The following is a 17,081-nucleotide window of genomic DNA, read 5'->3' on the forward strand; positions in this document are numbered from 1 at the left end:
TGCGTGCGTGAGACCGGCGGGCCCGGTTTTTTCAGGGCTCTGCACCTTCGTTTTTGGCGCCCTCACGGGAGCTGTTGGGAAGTGGAGAGGTTGATGTCGATGAAGTTTGCGGTGGCGTTCGCTGCCACCCTTGGTGCGGTTGTTTTGATGTCGCAGACGGCCGAAGCGCGGCCGGAAATGGTCGGAATCCACGCCGATAATTATGAGCCGGGCACCATCGTGGTGAAGACCAACGAACGGCGGCTCTATCTCATTCTCGATTCCGGCCACGCGATGCGTTACCCGGTCGGCGTCGGCAAGTCCGGCAAGCAGTGGGCCGGCACCACCCGGATCGACGGCAAGTATCGCAACCCGGCCTGGTCGCCGCCCGCCGAGGTCAAGCGCGACAAGCCGAGCATTCCGGACGTGATCGCCGGCGGCTCGCCGCGTAACCCGATGGGCGTGGCGGCGATGACGCTGGCCGGCGGCGAATACGCCATTCACGGCACCAACGTGCCGGGCTCGGTCGGCGGCTTCGTCTCCTACGGCTGCATCCGCATGCTGAACACGGACATCACCGATCTCTATTCGCGCGTCTCGGTCGGCACGACGGTTGTCGTCACCCGCTGATCGCGTTCAGCGATTCTCCGAAAGAAAAGCCGCACATCTGCGCGGCTCTTTGTTTGCGTCATCGGCGTCGTTGGCGACCACGAGGCGATGGCCTGACGCATGATGAGATTAGGTTGGGCTGCAACGGCGTCGAAAGTCCACCTCTCCCTTGGGAGAGGTCGATTTGCGCAGCAAATCGGGTGAGGGGCTACGGTCCATCGAGAGAGCAAGAGCCCTCACCCGGATTGCACTGGACGATGCTTCGCATCGCCAGGCGCAATCCGACCTCTCCCCGCTGGGGAGAGGTGGAACCAAGACCGCGTCAAGCCGATTTAATCAAACCCCTCGCGCTCTAACGCGCAAAATATCCGCACCAGCCGAAGCGGTGGCCGCCATTGTAGGCTCGGGCATGACCGGCCGCGAGCAGCGCGGCCGAGACGTTGTCGGTTTTCCTGGTCGCGACATCGGCGACGACGCGGCCCTGATACTTGTCGGGACCGACATTGTAGATCGCGACATCGCCCTGGCCGAGCAGATCGCGCAGCGCGACCGTCGCCGCTTGCGCCATTTGCAACTCGCGCGCACAGGATGCTTTCAGCTCCGGCGCATCGATGCCACGCAGGCGGACCCGCGTATAGAAATCCGGGCCCGGCGCGAGATGCACCCGCGCTTCGAACGTGTCGCCATCGATCGTCCTGATCACATCGACGCTGTGCCGCGCATCAGACGCACCCGAGTGCTGCAGGATCATTTCGGCATCGCGCGATCGGCTCAACGACCAGTGCGGCGGCAAGGGCACCCATTGAGGCACATATCGGCGGATCGGAAGCATGCTGCCGACGGCGATGCCGAGCACGAACACCCAAGGCAGCGCCGCGGAGACGCGGCGGCCCCAAGGGGACCTGCGGAAGGGCGGTCGCCCGGTCCCACGATAAGGATTTATTCTCTCGTATGGGGACATATTCCCAGACTGACTTGAGTCGGGCCGACAGGCAAGACAGCCAAAAGACTCTCAGAAGTCCGAGGCGATGCCCTTGGTCTCCCAATCGCCGTAACGCGTCGGTTCCAGTCCCTTCGGGCCCTGGAATTCCTTCGGCCGCGCGGCCGCATCCTTCGCGGCCAGCTCCTCGGCAGCCTTGCGCCGCGCTTCGGCTTCGGCGAGCGCGCGCTGGGCTTCCGGCGTCAGCGGCTTGCGCGGCGCGGGTTCCGATGGCGATGGCGATTTGTCATTCATGGTAAGCTTTCTCGGCAAGCTTTCTCGGCAAAACTTTCTGCCCGCGAATTTCGTATCCCGGTGTTGGCTCAGTGACGGCATCACGATCACGAAATCCCGCAACACGATTCTTACATTTGGCATATTCGCATGCCAGAGGTGGTTTCGAGTTGATGGGCATGAGCCGAATGTAACTCAGCACCTTCGAGATATCTCCGCTTCATGCCCCCTTCAAGATTTGCAGTTCCTGCCGAAGTCCCCGGTCTCGCGGCGCGCCGTATCGCGGCCGACATCCTCGACGGCGTGCTGCACAAGCACCGCACGCTCGACGACCAGCTCGACGGCGCCGGCGCGCATCCCGGCCTGAAATCGCTGGCCGATCGCGATCGCGCGCTGATGCGCCGGCTGGTCTCGACCATTCTGCGCAAGCTCGGCACGCTCGGCCACCTGCTGTCGCGCCTGCTCGATCGCGGCATCCCGACCGATGCGCCGCGCGCGCAGAGCGCGCTTCTGATCGGCGCCGCGCAGATCCTCTGGATGGACGTGCCTGACCATGCCGCGGTCGATCTGTCGGTGCGGCTCGTGCAGTCGGACCGACGCGCGGCGAAATATGCCGGGCTCGTCAACGCCGTGCTGCGCCGCTGCGCGCGCGAGGGCCAGGGGCTGATCGACGAGATCAGCACGCAGACGCTGGACCTGCCGCCATGGATGCTGGCGCGCTGGAACGCGCATTACGGCGAGGCCACTGCGCGCGAGATGGCACTGGCGCTCGGTCACGAGCCGTCGCTCGACCTCACGGTGAAGTCGGACCCGGCGCAATGGGCGAGCCGGCTGCACGGCGAGACCTTGCCGACGGGAACCGTGCGCACGCTGCTGCAGGGTTCCGTCACGATGCTGCCGGGCTTTGCCGAAGGCCAATGGTGGGTGCAGGACGCCGCCGCGGCGCTGCCGGTGCGGCTGTTCGGCGGTATCAAGGATAAGGCGATTGCCGATCTCTGCGCTGCGCCCGGCGGCAAGACGGCTCAGCTCGCGCTGGCCGGCGCGCAGGTCACCGCGGTCGACCGCTCGCCGGCGCGGGTCGCGCGGCTGCGCGAAAATCTCACGCGGCTGGCGTTGCAGGCAGACACCGTCGTCGCCGACGCCGCCGAATGGCCCGCCGAGGCCGCAAGCTTTGACGGTATCCTGGTCGATGCGCCCTGCACCTCGACGGGAACCATCCGCCGCCATCCCGACGTCGCCTGGCTGCGGCAGGAAGGCGACATCGCCGCGCTGTCGGCGCTGCAGAAGCGGCTGTTGCAAAAGGCCACCCATCTGCTGAAGCCCGGCGGCACGCTGGTCTACTGCACCTGCTCGCTGGAGCCGGAGGAAGGCGAGCACGCGATCGCCGCGCTGCTAGCGAGCGAATCAGGCCTGCGCCGTGCGCCGGTCGAGAAGGGCGAGGTCGCCGGCCTCGACGACATCATTACCGCCGACGGCGATTTGCGCACCCTGCCGAGCCATCTTCCCAACGCCGACCCGAGGCTGGGCGGGCTGGATGGCTTTTACGCAGCCCGGCTGGTTAAATCCTGATTTTAAACTTCAGTCCTCTAAGCTCGAAGTGATTCGCGCGGTAATCAAGAGGGTGTCTTGTTTATCAAGAAGGTGTCTTGGCCGCGTTTCCGGATTAAATAAGGATTCGTTGAAAATTCCCTCCCCGCAAGGTTAGGCGTGTCGGTCGCTCAAAGCAGACGCATCTCGACGCTGATTGCTGGCCGCTTTGCCCGCAGCATGCTCGCACGCGCCAGCGGAAGCACGGTTGCGCTGTCGCGGCTGTGGCCGGGCCGCACCGACCGGCTGATCATCGCCCCGCACGATCTGCGGACCGCCGACGCCACCCGCGCTGCCGAGATCTATGCCGGGCGATTCGTGTTCGCCGGCAAGATCGTCACCTGCCACGGCCGCTCGATCTTCGATCTCGAGCCGCCGTCGGAGGATTGGGAAGCCGCCCTGCTCGGCTTCGGCTGGCTGCGTCACCTCCGCGCCGCCGACACTGCGCTGACCCGCGCCAATGCCCGCTCGCTGGTCGATGATTGGATTTCGAATCAGGCGCGCAAGCGGCCGTTGGAGCGGCGCGCCGATGTGCGCGCGCGGCGCGTGATCTCGCTGTTGTCGCAGGCCCCCTTGGTGCTCGGCGACACCGACGGAAAGTTCTACCGGAAATATCTGCGCGGGCTGGCGCGCGAGATCCGCTATCTGCGCCACTCGACGCTCGACAATGACGGCGTGCCGCGCCTGCAGGTGTTGATCGCGCTGTGCTACGCCTCGCTCTGTCTTGCCAACCAGGCGCGCAATATCAAATCCGCGACGCGAAGATTGTCGGACGAATTGCAGCGCCAGATCCTGCCCGACGGCGGCCACATCTCGCGCAATCCCGGCGCGCTGGTCGAGCTGCTGAGCGATCTGCTGCCGCTGCGGCAGACCTTTGCCGCACGAAATATCGCGCCGCCGCCGGCGCTGCTCAACGCGATCGACCGCATGATGCCGATGCTGCGCTTCTTCCGGCACGGCGACGGCAGCTTCGCGCTGTTCAACGGCATGTCGACCGCACCGTCCGATCTGGTGGCGACGCTGCTCGCCTATGACGACACCCGCGGCGTGCCGATGGCGAGCATGCCGCATACCGGCTTCCAGCGCCTCGATGCCGGCAACACCACGCTGATCATCGACACCGGTCCGCCGCCGCCGGCGAGCGTCAGCCAGGATGCGCATGCCGGCTGCCTGTCGTTCGAGCTCTCCTCGGGTCCGAGCCGCATCGTCGTCAATTGCGGCATGCCGTCGACGGGGCGCGACAATTGGCGGCCGTTCGCGCGCTCCACCGCGGCGCATTCGACGCTGACCTATCGCGACACCTCGTCGTGCCAGTTCGTCGAGCTGTCGGCGATGAAGCGGCTGCTGCGCGGCGCGCCGATCACCAGCGGCCCGAGCAATGTCGAAAGCTACCGCGAAGCCATTCCCGGCGGCGACGTGCTCACCGCCTCGCATGACGGCTATCTCTCACGCTTCGGGGTGATCCATCGCCGCGTCCTGATGGTCTCCCAGGACGGCACCCGGCTGGAGGGCGAGGACCAGCTGACGCCGGCGCCGGGTGGCCGCATCAAGGGCAGCGAGGCCGATTTCGCGCTACGCTTCCATCTGCACCCCTCGGTGAAGGCGAGCCGGCTGTCGGATGCCCGCGGCGTGATGCTGGTGCTGCCGAACCGCGACGTCTGGACCTTCGAGGCTATGGACGACAAGGTCGACCTCGAGGACAGCGTGTTCCTGGCCGGCAATGACGGCCCGCGCCGCACCTCCCAGATCGTGATCCGGCAGGACGCGAGGCAAGCCGCCACCATCCGCTGGTGCTTCGTGCGCTCCTCGACCTCGGCCACCGCCACCAACGCCCGCCGCAACGCCCGCCGCGAGCCGGAACTGCCGCTTTAGGGGTGGCCGGGCGTATTGCTTCCATTCAGTGCGATTTGAACCGTCACCCTGAGGAGCGCGCACTGGCGCGCGTCTCGAAGGGTCGACGGCCACCAGCCGGGCCGTGCGCCCTTCGAGGCTCGCAAGAGCTCGCACCTCCAGCGACAAAGGCTTCGCCTTTGCGCGGGGACGACGGGGACGGTTCGGATCACCGCCATTTTCCCCGGAATCCGCCGCATGTACCGGTTTCGTACCGCACAAAACCATGCTACCCGGCTGCCTTAACAGCCAAGGATTTTCCGATATGACCGAGCAGCTTCGCCGCGTGACCCGCGCTCTGTTGTCCGTTTCCGACAAGACCGGACTGATCGATTTCGCCAAGGCGCTGGCCGACCAGGGCGTCGAGCTGGTCTCGACCGGCGGCACGGCCAAGGCGATCGCGGCGGCCGGGCTGAAGGTCAAGGACGTCTCCGAGCTCACCGGTTTCCCGGAGATGATGGACGGCCGGGTCAAGACGCTGCATCCGAAGGTGCATGGCGGCCTGCTCGCGATCCGCGACAACAAGGAACACGCCGCGGCGATGGCCGCGCACGGCATCGCGCCGATCGACCTGCTCGTCGTCAACCTCTATCCGTTCGAGGCCACCGTCGACAAAGGAGCAGGGTTCGAGGAGTGCATCGAGAACATCGACATCGGCGGCCCCGCGATGATCCGCGCCGCGGCCAAGAACCATGACGACGTCGCCGTGGTGGTCGAGGCGCAGGATTATCAGGCCGTGCTCGACGAACTCGCCGCGCACAAGGGCGCGACCTCGCTCGGCCTGCGCCGGCGGCTCGCCGCCAAGGCCTATGCGCGCACCGCGGCCTATGACGCCGCGATCTCGAACTGGTTCGCCGTGCAGCTCGACACCAAGGCGCCGGACTTCCGCGCCTTCGGCGGCAAATTGATCCAGTCGCTGCGCTATGGCGAGAACCCGCACCAGACCGCGGCGTTCTACGCGACGCCGGAGAAGCGGCCGGGCGTTGCCACCGCACGCCAGCTGCAGGGCAAGGAGCTGTCCTACAACAACATCAACGACACCGACGCGGCCTATGAATGCGTCGGCGAGTTCGATCCGCAGCGCACCGCGGCCTGCGTGATCGTCAAGCACGCCAATCCCTGCGGCGTCGCCGAAGGTCCCGATCTCGCGACCGCCTATGCCCGTGCGCTCGCGTGCGACTCCACCTCGGCCTATGGCGGCATCATCGCGGTCAACCGCACGCTCGATGCGGATGCGGCGCGCGCTATCATCGGCATCTTCACCGAGGTGATCATCGCGCCCGACGCGACCGAGGAGGCGATCTCGATCATCGCCGGCCGGCGCAATCTGCGCCTGCTGCTCGCCGGCGGCCTGCCGAACGCGCGCGCGCTGGGCCTCACCGCCAAGACGGTCGCCGGCGGCCTGCTGGTGCAGAGCCGCGACAACGCGGTGGTCGAGGACATGAACCTGAAGGTCGCGACCAAGCGCGCGCCGACCGATGCCGAGCTGCGCGATCTCAAATTCGCCTTCCGCGTCGCCAAGCACGTCAAGTCGAACACCATCATCTACGCCAAGGATCTCGCCACCGTCGGCATCGGCGCCGGCCAGATGAGCCGGGTCGATTCCGCGCGCATCGCCGCGCGCAAGGCGCTGGATGCCGCGGCCGAGCTGAAGCTCGCCGAGCCGCTGACCAAGGGTTCGGTGGTCGCCTCTGACGCGTTCTTCCCGTTCGCCGACGGCATGCTGGCCTGCATCGAAGCCGGCGCCACCGCCGTGATCCAGCCCGGCGGCTCGATGCGCGACGACGAGGTGATCAAGGCCGCCGACGAGCACGGCATCGCCATGGTGTTCACCGGCGTGCGGCACTTCAGGCACTGATCTCTCAGCATGGTCGTCCCGGCGAAAGCCGGGACCCATAACCACCGGCCATACTTGGCGAGGGACAACTAACCCCAGCGCGCCGTCGATAGATCACGCGGTATGGGTCCCGGCTCCCGTGCGCAATTGCGCACTAGGCCGGGACGACAGCGGTGGTTTACTCGCGCACCCTCACCAGCAACCCCAGTCCCACCACGAAAAACGCAACCAGCACCGCCATGCCGGCCTTCTGGCTCGCGGTCGCCGCGGTGATCGCGCCGATCAGCAGCGGGCCGATGAACGAGGTCACCTTTCCGGTCAGCGCAAACAAGCCGAAATATTGCGCGATGCGATCCTTCGGCGCGAGGCGGATCAAGAGCGAGCGCGAGGCTGCCTGTAGCGGCGCGCCGGTGGCGCCGATCAGGCAGCCCAGCACGATATAGGCGCGCTCGGCCACACCGGCGAACAGGGGACCACTAGGCACCGGCGGCGCGACCGAGATGAACAGGATGGAATCCTTGTTCACGGTGAGGATCACCACGATCGCAAACAGCAGGATCACAAGACTGCCGGTGATCACGCGCTTCGGCCCGAACGCATCGTCGAGCTTGCCGCCGATCAAGCCGCCGAACGTGCCGGCAACCGCGAGGATGATGCCGAAGGTGCCGATCCGGATCGTGTCCCAGCCGAAGGTGCCGGCCGCATAGATGCCGCCGAATGCGAACAGCGAGACCAGCCCGTCGGTGTAGATCATGTTCGCCAGCAGGAACCACGCCAGCGATCTCTGCTTCGGCAGGCTCGCAAACGATTCTCTGAGCTCGCGCAGGCCTTCGCCGAGCGCCTCGCGCATCGGACGTTTCGCCGGATAGTCCGGCGTGAACAGGAACATCGGCGTCACGAAGATGATGAACCACAGCCCGGTCAGCGGCCCGGTGATGCGGTCGCCCGCGTGCGTGACCGGATCGAGGCCGAACAGCGGCGTGAAGCCGAACAGGGTCTTGCCGGTGTCGGCATTGGCCGCGAGGAAGCCAAGCACCAGCACGAGGCTGAGGATGCCGCCGACATAGCCGGTGGCCCAGCCGGTGCCTGAAAGTCGCCCGATCCGGTCCGGCGGCACCAGAGTCGGCATCATCGCATTGTTGAACACGGTCGCGAATTCGACGCCGACGCTGGCGATCGCATAGGCGAGCAGCAGCATGGGGATGATGTCGGGATTGCCGGGCGTGCCGATCCACATCGCGCTCGATCCGATCACGAGCAGCGCGCCGAACACCGCGATCCAAGGCTTGCGCCGGCCGCTGGCATCGGCGATCGCCCCCAGCACCGGCGACAGCAGCGCGATCGCAAGTCCCGCCGCGGCAGTCGCAAAGCCCCACAGCGCCTGCCCGCTCGCGGCATCTGATGCGACGAAGCTCGCGAAATAAGGCGCGAACACGAACGTCGTGATCAGCGTGAAATAAGGCTGCGCGGCCCAGTCGAAGAAGATCCAGCTGACGACGGCTGCGCGGCCAGGATAGATCTTGGTGTCGGCCTTCGCTTCACCCGCGCCCGTCTGCATTGTTGCCGTCATCGCCAAAGATATTCCTTGAGATCGAGCCACAGGCAGGCTTTTGCCGCTTCAAGCCGCTCCCATATAGCATGGGCCGGTTTGGCTGATACCGCGATGAACAGGGCAGGACATTTCGATGGCGCTGACACCAATGATGTCGCGGCGGCTGTTTGCCGCTCTCCTGGTGATCGGCATCGCAACGCCGGCCCTCGGCCAGGTCCAGCGTCACGCCTACGAACCATCAGCCACCGACACGATTCGCAGCATTCGCGCCGAAAACGGCATGGTGGTGGCGCAGGAGAAGCTCGCCGCGCGGGTCGGCGCCGACATCCTGCGGCAGGGTGGCAATGCCGTCGACGCCGCGGTCGCCACCGGCTTTGCGATGGCGGTGACCTATCCGCGCGCCGGCAATATCGGCGGCGGCGGTTTCATGGTGATCCATCTTGCCGGCCGCAATGAGGATGTCGCGATCGACTATCGCGAGACCGCGCCGCAGGCTGCGACGCGCGACGTGTTCCTGAACGCCGACGGCAAGCCCGATCCCGACAAGTCGCGCAACTCCGCGCTCGCGATCGGCGTGCCCGGCACGGTCGCGGGCCTCGCGCTGGCGCTGGAGAAATACGGCTCCGGCAAGTTCACGCTGGCGCAGATTCTCAAGCCGGCGATCGATCTGGCGCGCGACGGCTTCATCGTCACCGACGATACAGCGGATACGCTGGCGGACATGTATCGCCGCATGTCGCGCTGGCCCAACTCGGCCAAGACGTTCTCGCACGCCGACGGCACACCGCTGCATGAGGGCGACCGCCTGATCCAGGGCGATCTCGCCGGCGTCTTGACCGCGATTGCCGAACAGGGGCCGCGCGGCTTCTACGAAGGCGCGGTCGCCGAGAAGCTCGTCAGCGGAATCAAGAACGCCGGCGGCATCTTCACGCTTGCCGATCTGAAATCCTACCAGGCGGTGGTCCGCACGCCGATCCGCGGCACCTATCGCGGCTACGACATCGTCTCGATGCCGCAGCCTTCCTCCGGCGGCGTCGTGCTGCTTGAGATCCTCAATATCCTCGAAGGCTTTCAGATGTCGGACATGAAGCAGGGCTCGGCGGCCTCGCTGCATGTGATGATCGAGGCGATGAAGCGGGCCTATGCCGATCGCGCCCGCTATCTCGGCGATCCCGCTTTCGTCGACGCGCCGACCAAGCTGCTGGTCGACAAGGACTATGCCGCGAAGCAGCGCGCGACCATCGACCTTGCCCGCGCCACACCCTGGACCGACGTGCGCAACGCCAAGCAACCGCACGAGGGCGACAACACCACGCATTATTCGGTGGTCGATGCGGAGGGTAACGCCGTCAGCAACACCTACACGCTGAACTTCCCCTACGGCGTCGGCCTGGTCGCCGACGGCACCGGCGTGCTGCTCAACAACGAGCTCGACGATTTCACCGCAGCGCCCGGCGCCTCCAACGCCTTCGGCCTGGTCGGCTTCGAGGCCAATCTGCCGGGCCCCGGCAAGCGCCCGCTGTCGTCGATGTCGCCGACCATCGTGCTGAAGGACGGCAAGCCGGTGCTGGTGACGGGATCGCCGGGCGGCAGCCGCATCATGTCAGCGGTGACGCAGATCATCGTCGACGTGATCGACTGCAAGATGGACATCGCAGCCGCGGTCGCCGCGCCCCGCATGCACCATCAATGGCTGCCCGACGAGGTCCGGATCGAGCGCGGCTTTCCGGACGAGGTGCTCGCCGATCTGCGCGCCAAGGGCCACAAGCTGGTCGAGCCGCTCGGCTACTCCTCCGCGAACTCGATCCTCGTCACGACCAATGGTCTGCTCGGCGCGCCTGATCCGCGCACGCGCGGCTCGGAGGCTGCGGGATACTGAGCATCATCCGGAAAAGTGGCAGCCGGTTTTCCGAAAAGATCATGCTCAAATAAGGGAATGCGGGTAAGGCCGCCTTTGCCCCGCCTGCAACATCGCGATAGATTGGCGGTCCGCGCAACTCCGGCCGCGGATCGCAAAGTGCCGGTGAAAGATTTCTCCGGGGAACGCGCATGAGCACGGCCGAATCCAAATCGATGGAAGTCGCAGAGATCGAGGACACCAGCCTCCTCGCCTTCTATCGCGACATGAATTTGCAGGAGCGGCGCACGTTCTGGGCCTGCGCCTCGGGCTGGACGCTCGACGGCATGGATTTCATGATCTATCCGCTCGTCATCGGCACCATCATCACGCTGTGGAAGGTCGATGCCGGCACCGCCGGGCTCGCCGGCACCGTGACGCTGCTGGCCTCCGCCATCGGCGGCTGGCTCGGCGGCTATCTCTCCGACCGCATCGGGCGGGTGAAGACGCTGCAGCTCACCATCATCTGGTTCTCGTTCTTCTCGCTGGTCTGCGCCGTGGTGCAGAATTTCGATCAGCTGCTCATCGCCCGCGCGCTGCTCGGCCTCGGCTTCGGCGGCGAATGGGCGGCCGGCGCGGTGCTGATCGGCGAGGCGATCCGGCCGCAATATCGCGGCCGCGCGGTCGGCTCGGTGCAGTCGGGCTGGGCGGTCGGCTGGGGCCTTGCGGTGCTGGCGCAGGCGGTGCTGTTCTCGGTGCTCCCGCCGGAAAACGCCTGGCGCTGGATGTTCGTGATCGGCGCGCTGCCGGCGCTGCTGGTGTTCTATCTGCGCCGGTATGTCACCGAACCCGAGATCTCGGCCGCGACGATGGCCCAGCAACAGGCGTCCGGCAGCGGCCCCGCCGCATTGTGGGAGATCTTCCAGGGGCCGATCCTGAAGACCACGCTGCTGGCCTCGCTGGTCGGCACCGGCATGCAGGGCGGCTATTACGCCATCACCTTCTGGGTGCCGCGTTTCCTCACCACCGAGCGCAAGCTCTCGGTGGTCGGCTCGACCGGCTATCTCGCGACGCTGATCATCGGCTCGTTCATCGGCTATCTCGTCGGCGCCTGGCTTGCCGACCGGATCGGCCGGCGCAACCTGTTCCTGATCTTCTCGCTCGGCGCCATCGCGGTCGTGCTGCTCTATACCCAATTGCCGCTGTCCAACGAGGTGCTGTGGGTGCTGGGCTTCCCGCTCGGCTTCTTTGCCTCGGGCTATTTCTCCGGCATGGGCGCGTTCCTGACCGAGCTGTATCCGACGCGGTTGCGCGGCTCCGGCCAGGGCTTCTGCTACAATTTCGGCCGCGGTGTCGGCGCGCTGTTTCCGTTCCTGGTCGGCGCGCTCTCGACCACGACGACGCTCGCCAACGCGATCGCGATCTTCGCGGTGGCGGCCTACGCCGTGTTCTTCATCGCCGCCTACGCACTGCCGGAAACGCGCGGGCGCGTGCTGCATGCGGGTGGGTGAGTGCTCGCAGCGGCACTACAATCGTGCCGCTTGCTCGGTCGTCCCCTCCCCCCTTGCGGGGGAGGGCTAGGGAGAGGGGTGGCCGCGAAGGCAGTGTGTGTGGCTTACCCCTCTCCCCAACCCTCCCCCGCAAGGAGGGAGGGAGCCCTGCTGGTGTGCGTCCTTAACTGCAGAGGAGTGGTCTCATGACGTCGCTCAAAGCCAAGACGCTGTTCATCTCCGGCGCGAGCCGCGGCATTGGGCTCGCGATCGCGCTGCGGGCGGCGCGCGACGGCGCCAATGTCGCAATCGCGGCGAAGACCGCCGAGCCGCATCCGAAGCTGAAGGGCACGATCTACACCGCCGCCGACGAGGTCCGCGCCGCCGGCGGCAAGGCGCTGCCTGTGATCTGCGACATCAGGGACGAGGCCCAGGTGATGGCGGCGATCGAGCAGACCGTCGCCGAGTTCGGCGGCATCGACGTCTGCGTCAACAATGCCAGTGCGATCAGCCTGACGGATTCGCAGGCCACCGACATGAAGCGCTACGACCTGATGACCGATATCAACACCCGCGGCACTTTCATGGTGTCGAAATACTGCATCCCGCACCTGAAGAAGGCGGAGAATCCGCACATCCTGATGCTGTCGCCGCCGCTCGACATGAAGACGAAATGGTTCGAGCACTCGACCGCCTACACGATGGCGAAATTCGGCATGAGTATGTGCGTGCTCGGGTTGGCCGGCGAGCTGAAATCGGCCGGCGTCGCCGTCAACGCGCTGTGGCCGCGCACCACGATCGCAACCGCTGCGGTCGGCAACCTGCTCGGTGGCGATGCCATGATGCGCGCGAGCCGCACCCCCGAGATCATGGGCGATGCGGCCTATGCCATCATCACGCGGCCGTCGCGCGAATTCACCGGGCATTTCTGCATCGACGACAAGGTGCTCTATGCCAACGGCGTGCGCGACTTCGAGCATTACCGCGTCGATCCCTCGGTACCGCTGATGTCAGATTTCTTCGTGCCCGACGACGACGTGCCGCCGCCCGGCGTCACCGTGCAGGCGCTGCCGGCGCGCTGAAGCATGATCCGGAAAAGTGCGAAGCGGTTTTCCGGAAAGATCATGCTCAAAAAAGACTACACCACAGACGCGTTCAGCTGTGCGCGCCAGTGCGCCACGCGCTCCTTGAGCAGCGTGTCTCGCACATAGGCGAGTTCCTCTTCTTCGATCCGCTCCAGCGTTTCGAGCGACAGATTGTCCGCGCCATGCGCCGACCAGGCGCGCTGCAGCTCGGCATTGCGATGATTGCCCATCCGCAGCGTGAACCAGATCCGGTTCTGGATCTTGTCGAGATCGAGCGCCTGCCCGACCCAGACCGTGCCGGTCGCGCGGCAGCGGATCGCGAACACGCCGGCAACGCTCGCGCGCTTCTTGTAATCGGCGATGGCCAGCTTGCGGTCCTCGGTCTTCATGGTGGCTCCTCTCGCCTCGGTGAGATGATTTATACCCGGGCATTATTGACAAAGCAATTATGCCCGGGTAAAAAATGCCATCCGAACCCGATGGGACGACCAACATGGACACCACCTGCTATCTGGAGCCGACCTGGAACGCCGGGCGCGACTTTGCCCAGCGCGAGATCACGGGCGAGCTGGTGATGCTCAACCTGCTGCGCTTCCGCGAGATCGCCGATTATTCGCAAGACCCCGAGCTCGCCCCGCCGCAGCCGATATCAGGCGCGGAGGCGTACGACCGCTATGTCGCGCGCACGCTCCCGCATCTGCAGAAGAGTGGCGGCGACATCCTGTTCATGGGTGACGGCGGGTCGTTCCTGATCGGGCCCGAGGCCGAGCGCTGGGACCGTGCGATGCTGATCCGGCAGAAGAGCCGCGGCGCGTTCCTCGCCTTCGCGCTGGCGGACGCCTATCTCGCAGGGATCGGGCATCGCACGGCGGCGCTCGCCGATTCACGGCTGCTGCCGCTGGTCGAGCTGCCGCGATGAGCGCGTGTTTATCGGCCGACCTCGTACGGCCCGCCCTTCTCCAAGGCCCGCGCATAGGCCGGGCGGGCGTGGATGCGCTCGAGGAATGCGACGCAACGGGGGTGGCCGTCCTCGAGCCCGCCGCGCGCGGCGGCCGCCTCCAGCGGAAAGCTCATCTGGATGTCGGCGCCGGAGAATTCGCCACCGGCGAACCACTCGCTCTTGCCGAGCTCGCCTTCCCAATAGGCCATGTGCTGCTTGAGCTGCGGATTGACCAGCGTGGACAGCGCCTGGTTCGAGACCTTGCGCACCAGCGGCCGCAGCAGCGCCGGCGCGCGCTTCGGCATCAGCGTGAACAGCAGCTTCAGCAGCAGCGGCGTCATCGCCGATCCCTCGGCGTAGTGCAGCCAATAGGTGTAGCGCAGCCGCTCCGGCGTATCGGCCTGCGGGATCAGGCGGCCGTTGCCATAAGTCGCGATGATGTATTCGAGGATCGCGCCGGATTCCGCGATGGTGTTGCCGTTGTCGGTGACAACAGGCGACTTGCCGAGCGGATGGACCGCGCGCAGCTCCTTCGGCGCCCGCATGTCGGGCTGCCGCTGGTAGCGCACGATCTCGTAAGCAACGCCCAATTCCTCGAGCAGCCACAGCACGCGCTGCGAGCGGGAATTGTTGAGGTGATGAACCGTCAGCATGGGCGTCCTCTCAGATGTCAGCGCAATCGGGCGGCGTTTGGTGCCAGCCCGCCGCAAGAAAGTCGAGACGTCCGCGCCTGGATTACCCCGAATTACCCGGGCAATATGCCGCGCAACCGAAGAGATCAGCGATGAACCCAGCCTATGTCGCCTTTGAAAAAGAGCACCGCATCGCCGCCGGTGATCTCCCCGAGGTCGCCCGCGCCGTCAAGCAGCTGCTCGACCAGCACAAGGATGCCGCGGTCCTGGTGTTCAACGGCCGCACTTCGGCGCTGGTCGATATCGACTTCCGCGGCTCGGTCGACGACGTGCTGGCGCGGCTGCCAAAGCCCGCCCGCCCGCTCGATGAGGAGCCGGCGGTGCCGGCCGCGCCGCGCGGGCCGGGACGACCAAAGCTTGGCGTCGTCGCGCGTGAGATCACACTGTTGCCGCGACACTGGGACTGGCTCGCGCAGCAGAAGGGCGGCGCGTCGGTTGCGATCCGCAAGCTGGTCGACGAGGCCCGGCGCTCAAGCGGCGACAAGGACCGCACGCGCGCAGCGCAGGATGCCGCCTATCGCTTCATGACCACGATGGCCGGCAACCGGCCGCATTATGAGGAGGCGATCCGCGCGCTGTTCGCGCACGACCGGCGGCGCTTCGCGACCCTGATCGCGGACTGGCCGGCCGATATCCGCGACCACGCCATCGCGCTCGCTCATAGCGATCAAGCGGACTGACTCGTGGTGAGATTAGGTCGAACACCAACCGCGACGGCGCAGCCCCCTCGCCCCGTTCTTACGGGGAGAGGGTTGGGGTGAGGGGCCGCCTCCGCATACTCGGCGATAGTTGAATTTGCGGAGACTCCCCCTCACCCGGAACGCATCTCCCGATGCGTTCCGACCTCTCCCCGCACGCGGGGCGAGGTAAGCAGCACCTGCTCCCACTGCCGTCCTGACGATCTCAGTTTTTGGAATTTGAACGTGTCCAACCCTCCCTCCCTACGCAAAGCCTTCTTGTCGTTCCTGGCGCCGATGCTGCTGAGCAATGTGCTGCAGTCGCTGTTTGGCACCATCAACGGCGTCTATCTCGGACAGATGATCGGCGTCGACGCGCTGGCGGCGGCATCGGTGTTCTTCCCGGTGATGTTCTTCTTTATCTCCTTCGTGATCGGCCTGAGCGCGGGCGCCTCGGTCATGATCGGCCAGGCCTGGGGCGCCGGCGAGCCCGACCGGGTGAAGGCCGTTGCCGGCACCACCATGACGGTGACGCTGCTGCTCGCGCTGGCGATCGCAATCCTCGGCGGCCTGTTCGCCCGCCCGCTCTTGATCGCGCTTGCCACGCCGCCTGATGTCCTCGACGCCGCGGTGTCCTATGCGCGGATCATGATGATCACGATGCCGGTGACGTTCGCATTCCTGCTGCTCGCGGCGATGATGCGCGGCGTCGGTGACACTGTGACGCCGCTGGTGGCGCTGACGGTCTCGACCGCTGTCGGCCTGGTGGTGACGCCGGCGCTGATCCGCGGCTGGCTCGGCCTGCCGATGCTGGGCGTCGCCAGCGCCGCAATTGCCTCCGCCGTCTCGGGCGTGGTGACGCTGCTCTGGCTGCATGTCCACATGCTCAGGCACAAGCACCCGCTCGCCTTCGACACAGCGTTCCTGCGCGCGATGCGGCCGAAGGGCGCGCTGCTGCGCATCGTGCTGCGGCTCGGCATTCCGACCGCGATCGGCATGGTGGTGGTCTCGCTCGCCGAACTGGTGCTGCTCGGCCTCGTCAACGGGTTCGGCTCGGACGCCACCGCCGCCTATGGCGCGGTCAACCAGGTGATCGGCTATGTGCAGTTTCCGGCGATCTCGATCGCCATCACGACCTCGATCTTCGGCGCGCAGGCGATCGGCCGCGGCGAACCCGGCCGGGTCGGCGCCATCGTCAGAGCCGGGCTCGAGATGAATCTCGCGCTGACCGGCGGGCTGGTGGTGCTCGGCTATCTCTTTGCGCGGCCGCTGATGGGCTTCTTCATCGTCGACCCGACGGTGCTCGCGCTAGCCCAGCAGCTGCTGTACATCGTGCTGTGGAGCATGGTGCTGTTCGGCATGGCCACGGTGTTTTCCGGCGCGATGCGCGCCGGCGGCACGGTGTGGATGCCGCTGTTCATCTCGACCCTGGCGATCGCGGCGGTCGAGGTGCCGGTCGCGACCCTGCTCAGCCGCGCCATCGGCATCAGCGGCATCTGGATCGCCTATCCCGTCACCTTCGCAACTATGTTCCTGTTGCAGATGGCCTATTACGCCCTGGTATGGCGCAAGCAGACCATCAAGCGGCTGATTTGACATCATGCACTGCTACTCACATGATGAGTATCATATTCTACCGATGGCACCTGCGACAGCAGGCCCATGCTACAATGAGCCCAAACGAGACAAGCTG

Annotated in this window: 15 protein-coding genes; 10 read left to right on the forward strand and 5 right to left on the reverse strand. The window is 66.1% G+C overall.

Going from position 1 to position 17,081, the window contains the following annotated elements; all coding sequences use genetic code 11:
• Positions 1–93: 93 nt before the first annotated feature.
• Entirely contained in the window at positions 94–609 is a 516-nt protein-coding gene (locus tag QDT69_RS15190; RefSeq protein ID WP_279707313.1) for a L,D-transpeptidase, read from the forward strand.
• A 331-nt stretch (positions 610–940) separates the two neighbouring features.
• On the opposite strand, the gene QDT69_RS15195 is transcribed toward QDT69_RS15190, so the two are convergent.
• Together QDT69_RS15195 and QDT69_RS15200 are read right to left on the reverse strand one after the other, a co-directional pair.
• Positions 941–1,549, reverse strand: a complete 609-nt coding sequence (locus QDT69_RS15195; protein ID WP_279707314.1) for a thermonuclease family protein — start codon at positions 1,547–1,549, stop codon at positions 941–943.
• 51 nt (positions 1,550–1,600) lie between these two features.
• Positions 1,601–1,822, reverse strand: a complete 222-nt coding sequence (locus QDT69_RS15200; RefSeq protein ID WP_279707315.1) for a DUF1674 domain-containing protein — start codon at positions 1,820–1,822, stop codon at positions 1,601–1,603.
• A 201-nt stretch (positions 1,823–2,023) separates the two neighbouring features.
• Here QDT69_RS15200 and QDT69_RS15205 point away from each other — a divergent pair, with 201 nt between their 5' ends.
• From QDT69_RS15205 to purH, 3 genes are all read left to right on the forward strand, one after another.
• Positions 2,024–3,370, forward strand: coding sequence for an RsmB/NOP family class I SAM-dependent RNA methyltransferase (locus QDT69_RS15205; RefSeq protein WP_279707316.1), 1,347 nt, complete (start codon positions 2,024–2,026; stop codon positions 3,368–3,370).
• A gap of 138 nt (positions 3,371–3,508) precedes the next feature.
• On the forward strand, positions 3,509–5,260 hold the full coding sequence (locus QDT69_RS15210) for a heparinase II/III family protein (protein WP_279707317.1): 1,752 nt from the start codon (positions 3,509–3,511) through the stop codon (positions 5,258–5,260).
• A 283-nt stretch (positions 5,261–5,543) separates the two neighbouring features.
• Positions 5,544–7,136, forward strand: a complete 1,593-nt coding sequence (gene purH / locus QDT69_RS15215) for a bifunctional phosphoribosylaminoimidazolecarboxamide formyltransferase/IMP cyclohydrolase (protein WP_279707318.1) — start codon at positions 5,544–5,546, stop codon at positions 7,134–7,136.
• A 157-nt stretch (positions 7,137–7,293) separates the two neighbouring features.
• On the opposite strand, the gene QDT69_RS15220 is transcribed toward purH, so the two are convergent.
• Entirely contained in the window at positions 7,294–8,673 is a 1,380-nt protein-coding gene (locus tag QDT69_RS15220; protein ID WP_279707529.1) for an MFS transporter, read from the reverse strand.
• A gap of 127 nt (positions 8,674–8,800) precedes the next feature.
• On the opposite strand from QDT69_RS15220, the gene ggt reads away from it, so the two are divergent.
• The 3 genes from ggt to QDT69_RS15235 all read left to right on the forward strand — a co-directional run bounded on the left by ggt (position 8,801) and on the right by QDT69_RS15235 (position 13,076).
• A complete protein-coding gene (gene ggt, locus QDT69_RS15225) occupies positions 8,801–10,546 on the forward strand; it encodes a gamma-glutamyltransferase (RefSeq protein ID WP_279707320.1) in 1,746 nt (581 codons plus the stop codon).
• A 170-nt stretch (positions 10,547–10,716) separates the two neighbouring features.
• Complete coding sequence (locus QDT69_RS15230; RefSeq protein ID WP_279707322.1) at positions 10,717–12,015, forward strand: MFS transporter; 1,299 nt, start codon at positions 10,717–10,719, stop codon at positions 12,013–12,015.
• A gap of 185 nt (positions 12,016–12,200) precedes the next feature.
• Positions 12,201–13,076 carry an NAD(P)-dependent oxidoreductase gene (locus tag QDT69_RS15235; RefSeq protein ID WP_279707323.1) on the forward strand — a complete coding sequence of 292 codons (876 nt, stop codon included), beginning with the start codon at positions 12,201–12,203 and terminating at the stop codon, positions 13,074–13,076.
• Between the two features lie 56 nt (positions 13,077–13,132).
• On the opposite strand, the gene QDT69_RS15240 is transcribed toward QDT69_RS15235, so the two are convergent.
• The gene (locus tag QDT69_RS15240) at positions 13,133–13,468 is read right to left on the reverse strand and encodes a GIY-YIG nuclease family protein (RefSeq protein ID WP_279707324.1); all 336 of its coding nucleotides are present in this window, start codon (positions 13,466–13,468) and stop codon (positions 13,133–13,135) included.
• A 104-nt stretch (positions 13,469–13,572) separates the two neighbouring features.
• Between QDT69_RS15240 and QDT69_RS15245 the strand changes: the two genes are divergently transcribed.
• Complete coding sequence (locus QDT69_RS15245) at positions 13,573–13,998, forward strand: DUF1330 domain-containing protein (protein WP_279707325.1); 426 nt, start codon at positions 13,573–13,575, stop codon at positions 13,996–13,998.
• A gap of 8 nt (positions 13,999–14,006) precedes the next feature.
• Here the strand turns inward: QDT69_RS15245 and QDT69_RS15250 are convergent, their stop codons facing one another.
• Positions 14,007–14,672 carry a glutathione S-transferase gene (locus QDT69_RS15250; RefSeq protein WP_279707326.1) on the reverse strand — a complete coding sequence of 222 codons (666 nt, stop codon included), beginning with the start codon at positions 14,670–14,672 and terminating at the stop codon, positions 14,007–14,009.
• Positions 14,673–14,803: 131 nt separating this feature from the next.
• On the opposite strand from QDT69_RS15250, the gene QDT69_RS15255 reads away from it, so the two are divergent.
• Positions 14,804–15,391 carry a DUF2239 family protein gene (locus tag QDT69_RS15255; RefSeq protein WP_279707327.1) on the forward strand — a complete coding sequence of 196 codons (588 nt, stop codon included), beginning with the start codon at positions 14,804–14,806 and terminating at the stop codon, positions 15,389–15,391.
• A 237-nt stretch (positions 15,392–15,628) separates the two neighbouring features.
• Complete coding sequence (locus QDT69_RS15260; RefSeq protein WP_279707328.1) at positions 15,629–16,984, forward strand: MATE family efflux transporter; 1,356 nt, start codon at positions 15,629–15,631, stop codon at positions 16,982–16,984.
• Positions 16,985–17,081 lie beyond the last annotated feature (97 nt).

Source organism: Bradyrhizobium sp. CER78 (assembly GCF_029846235.1).
GTDB lineage: Bacteria > Pseudomonadota > Alphaproteobacteria > Rhizobiales > Xanthobacteraceae > Bradyrhizobium.

What these genes read in the sequence shown, in the direction of transcription:
- QDT69_RS15230 (WP_279707322.1), top strand. Translation starts at nt 10,717, where the DNA reads ATGAGCACGGCCGAATCCAAATCGATGGAAGTCGCAGAGATCGAGGAC.
- QDT69_RS15190 (WP_279707313.1), top strand. Translation starts at nt 94, where the DNA reads ATGTCGATGAAGTTTGCGGTGGCGTTCGCTGCCACCCTTGGTGCGGTT.
- QDT69_RS15200 (WP_279707315.1), bottom strand. Translation starts at nt 1,822, where the DNA reads ATGAATGACAAATCGCCATCGCCATCGGAACCCGCGCCGCGCAAGCCG.
- QDT69_RS15205 (WP_279707316.1), top strand. Translation starts at nt 2,024, where the DNA reads ATGCCCCCTTCAAGATTTGCAGTTCCTGCCGAAGTCCCCGGTCTCGCG.
- QDT69_RS15195 (WP_279707314.1), bottom strand. Translation starts at nt 1,549, where the DNA reads ATGTCCCCATACGAGAGAATAAATCCTTATCGTGGGACCGGGCGACCG.
- purH (WP_279707318.1), top strand. Translation starts at nt 5,544, where the DNA reads ATGACCGAGCAGCTTCGCCGCGTGACCCGCGCTCTGTTGTCCGTTTCC.
- QDT69_RS15235 (WP_279707323.1), top strand. Translation starts at nt 12,201, where the DNA reads ATGACGTCGCTCAAAGCCAAGACGCTGTTCATCTCCGGCGCGAGCCGC.
- QDT69_RS15250 (WP_279707326.1), bottom strand. Translation starts at nt 14,672, where the DNA reads ATGCTGACGGTTCATCACCTCAACAATTCCCGCTCGCAGCGCGTGCTG.
- QDT69_RS15245 (WP_279707325.1), top strand. Translation starts at nt 13,573, where the DNA reads ATGGACACCACCTGCTATCTGGAGCCGACCTGGAACGCCGGGCGCGAC.
- ggt (WP_279707320.1), top strand. Translation starts at nt 8,801, where the DNA reads ATGGCGCTGACACCAATGATGTCGCGGCGGCTGTTTGCCGCTCTCCTG.
- QDT69_RS15255 (WP_279707327.1), top strand. Translation starts at nt 14,804, where the DNA reads ATGAACCCAGCCTATGTCGCCTTTGAAAAAGAGCACCGCATCGCCGCC.
- QDT69_RS15220 (WP_279707529.1), bottom strand. Translation starts at nt 8,673, where the DNA reads ATGCAGACGGGCGCGGGTGAAGCGAAGGCCGACACCAAGATCTATCCT.
- QDT69_RS15240 (WP_279707324.1), bottom strand. Translation starts at nt 13,468, where the DNA reads ATGAAGACCGAGGACCGCAAGCTGGCCATCGCCGATTACAAGAAGCGC.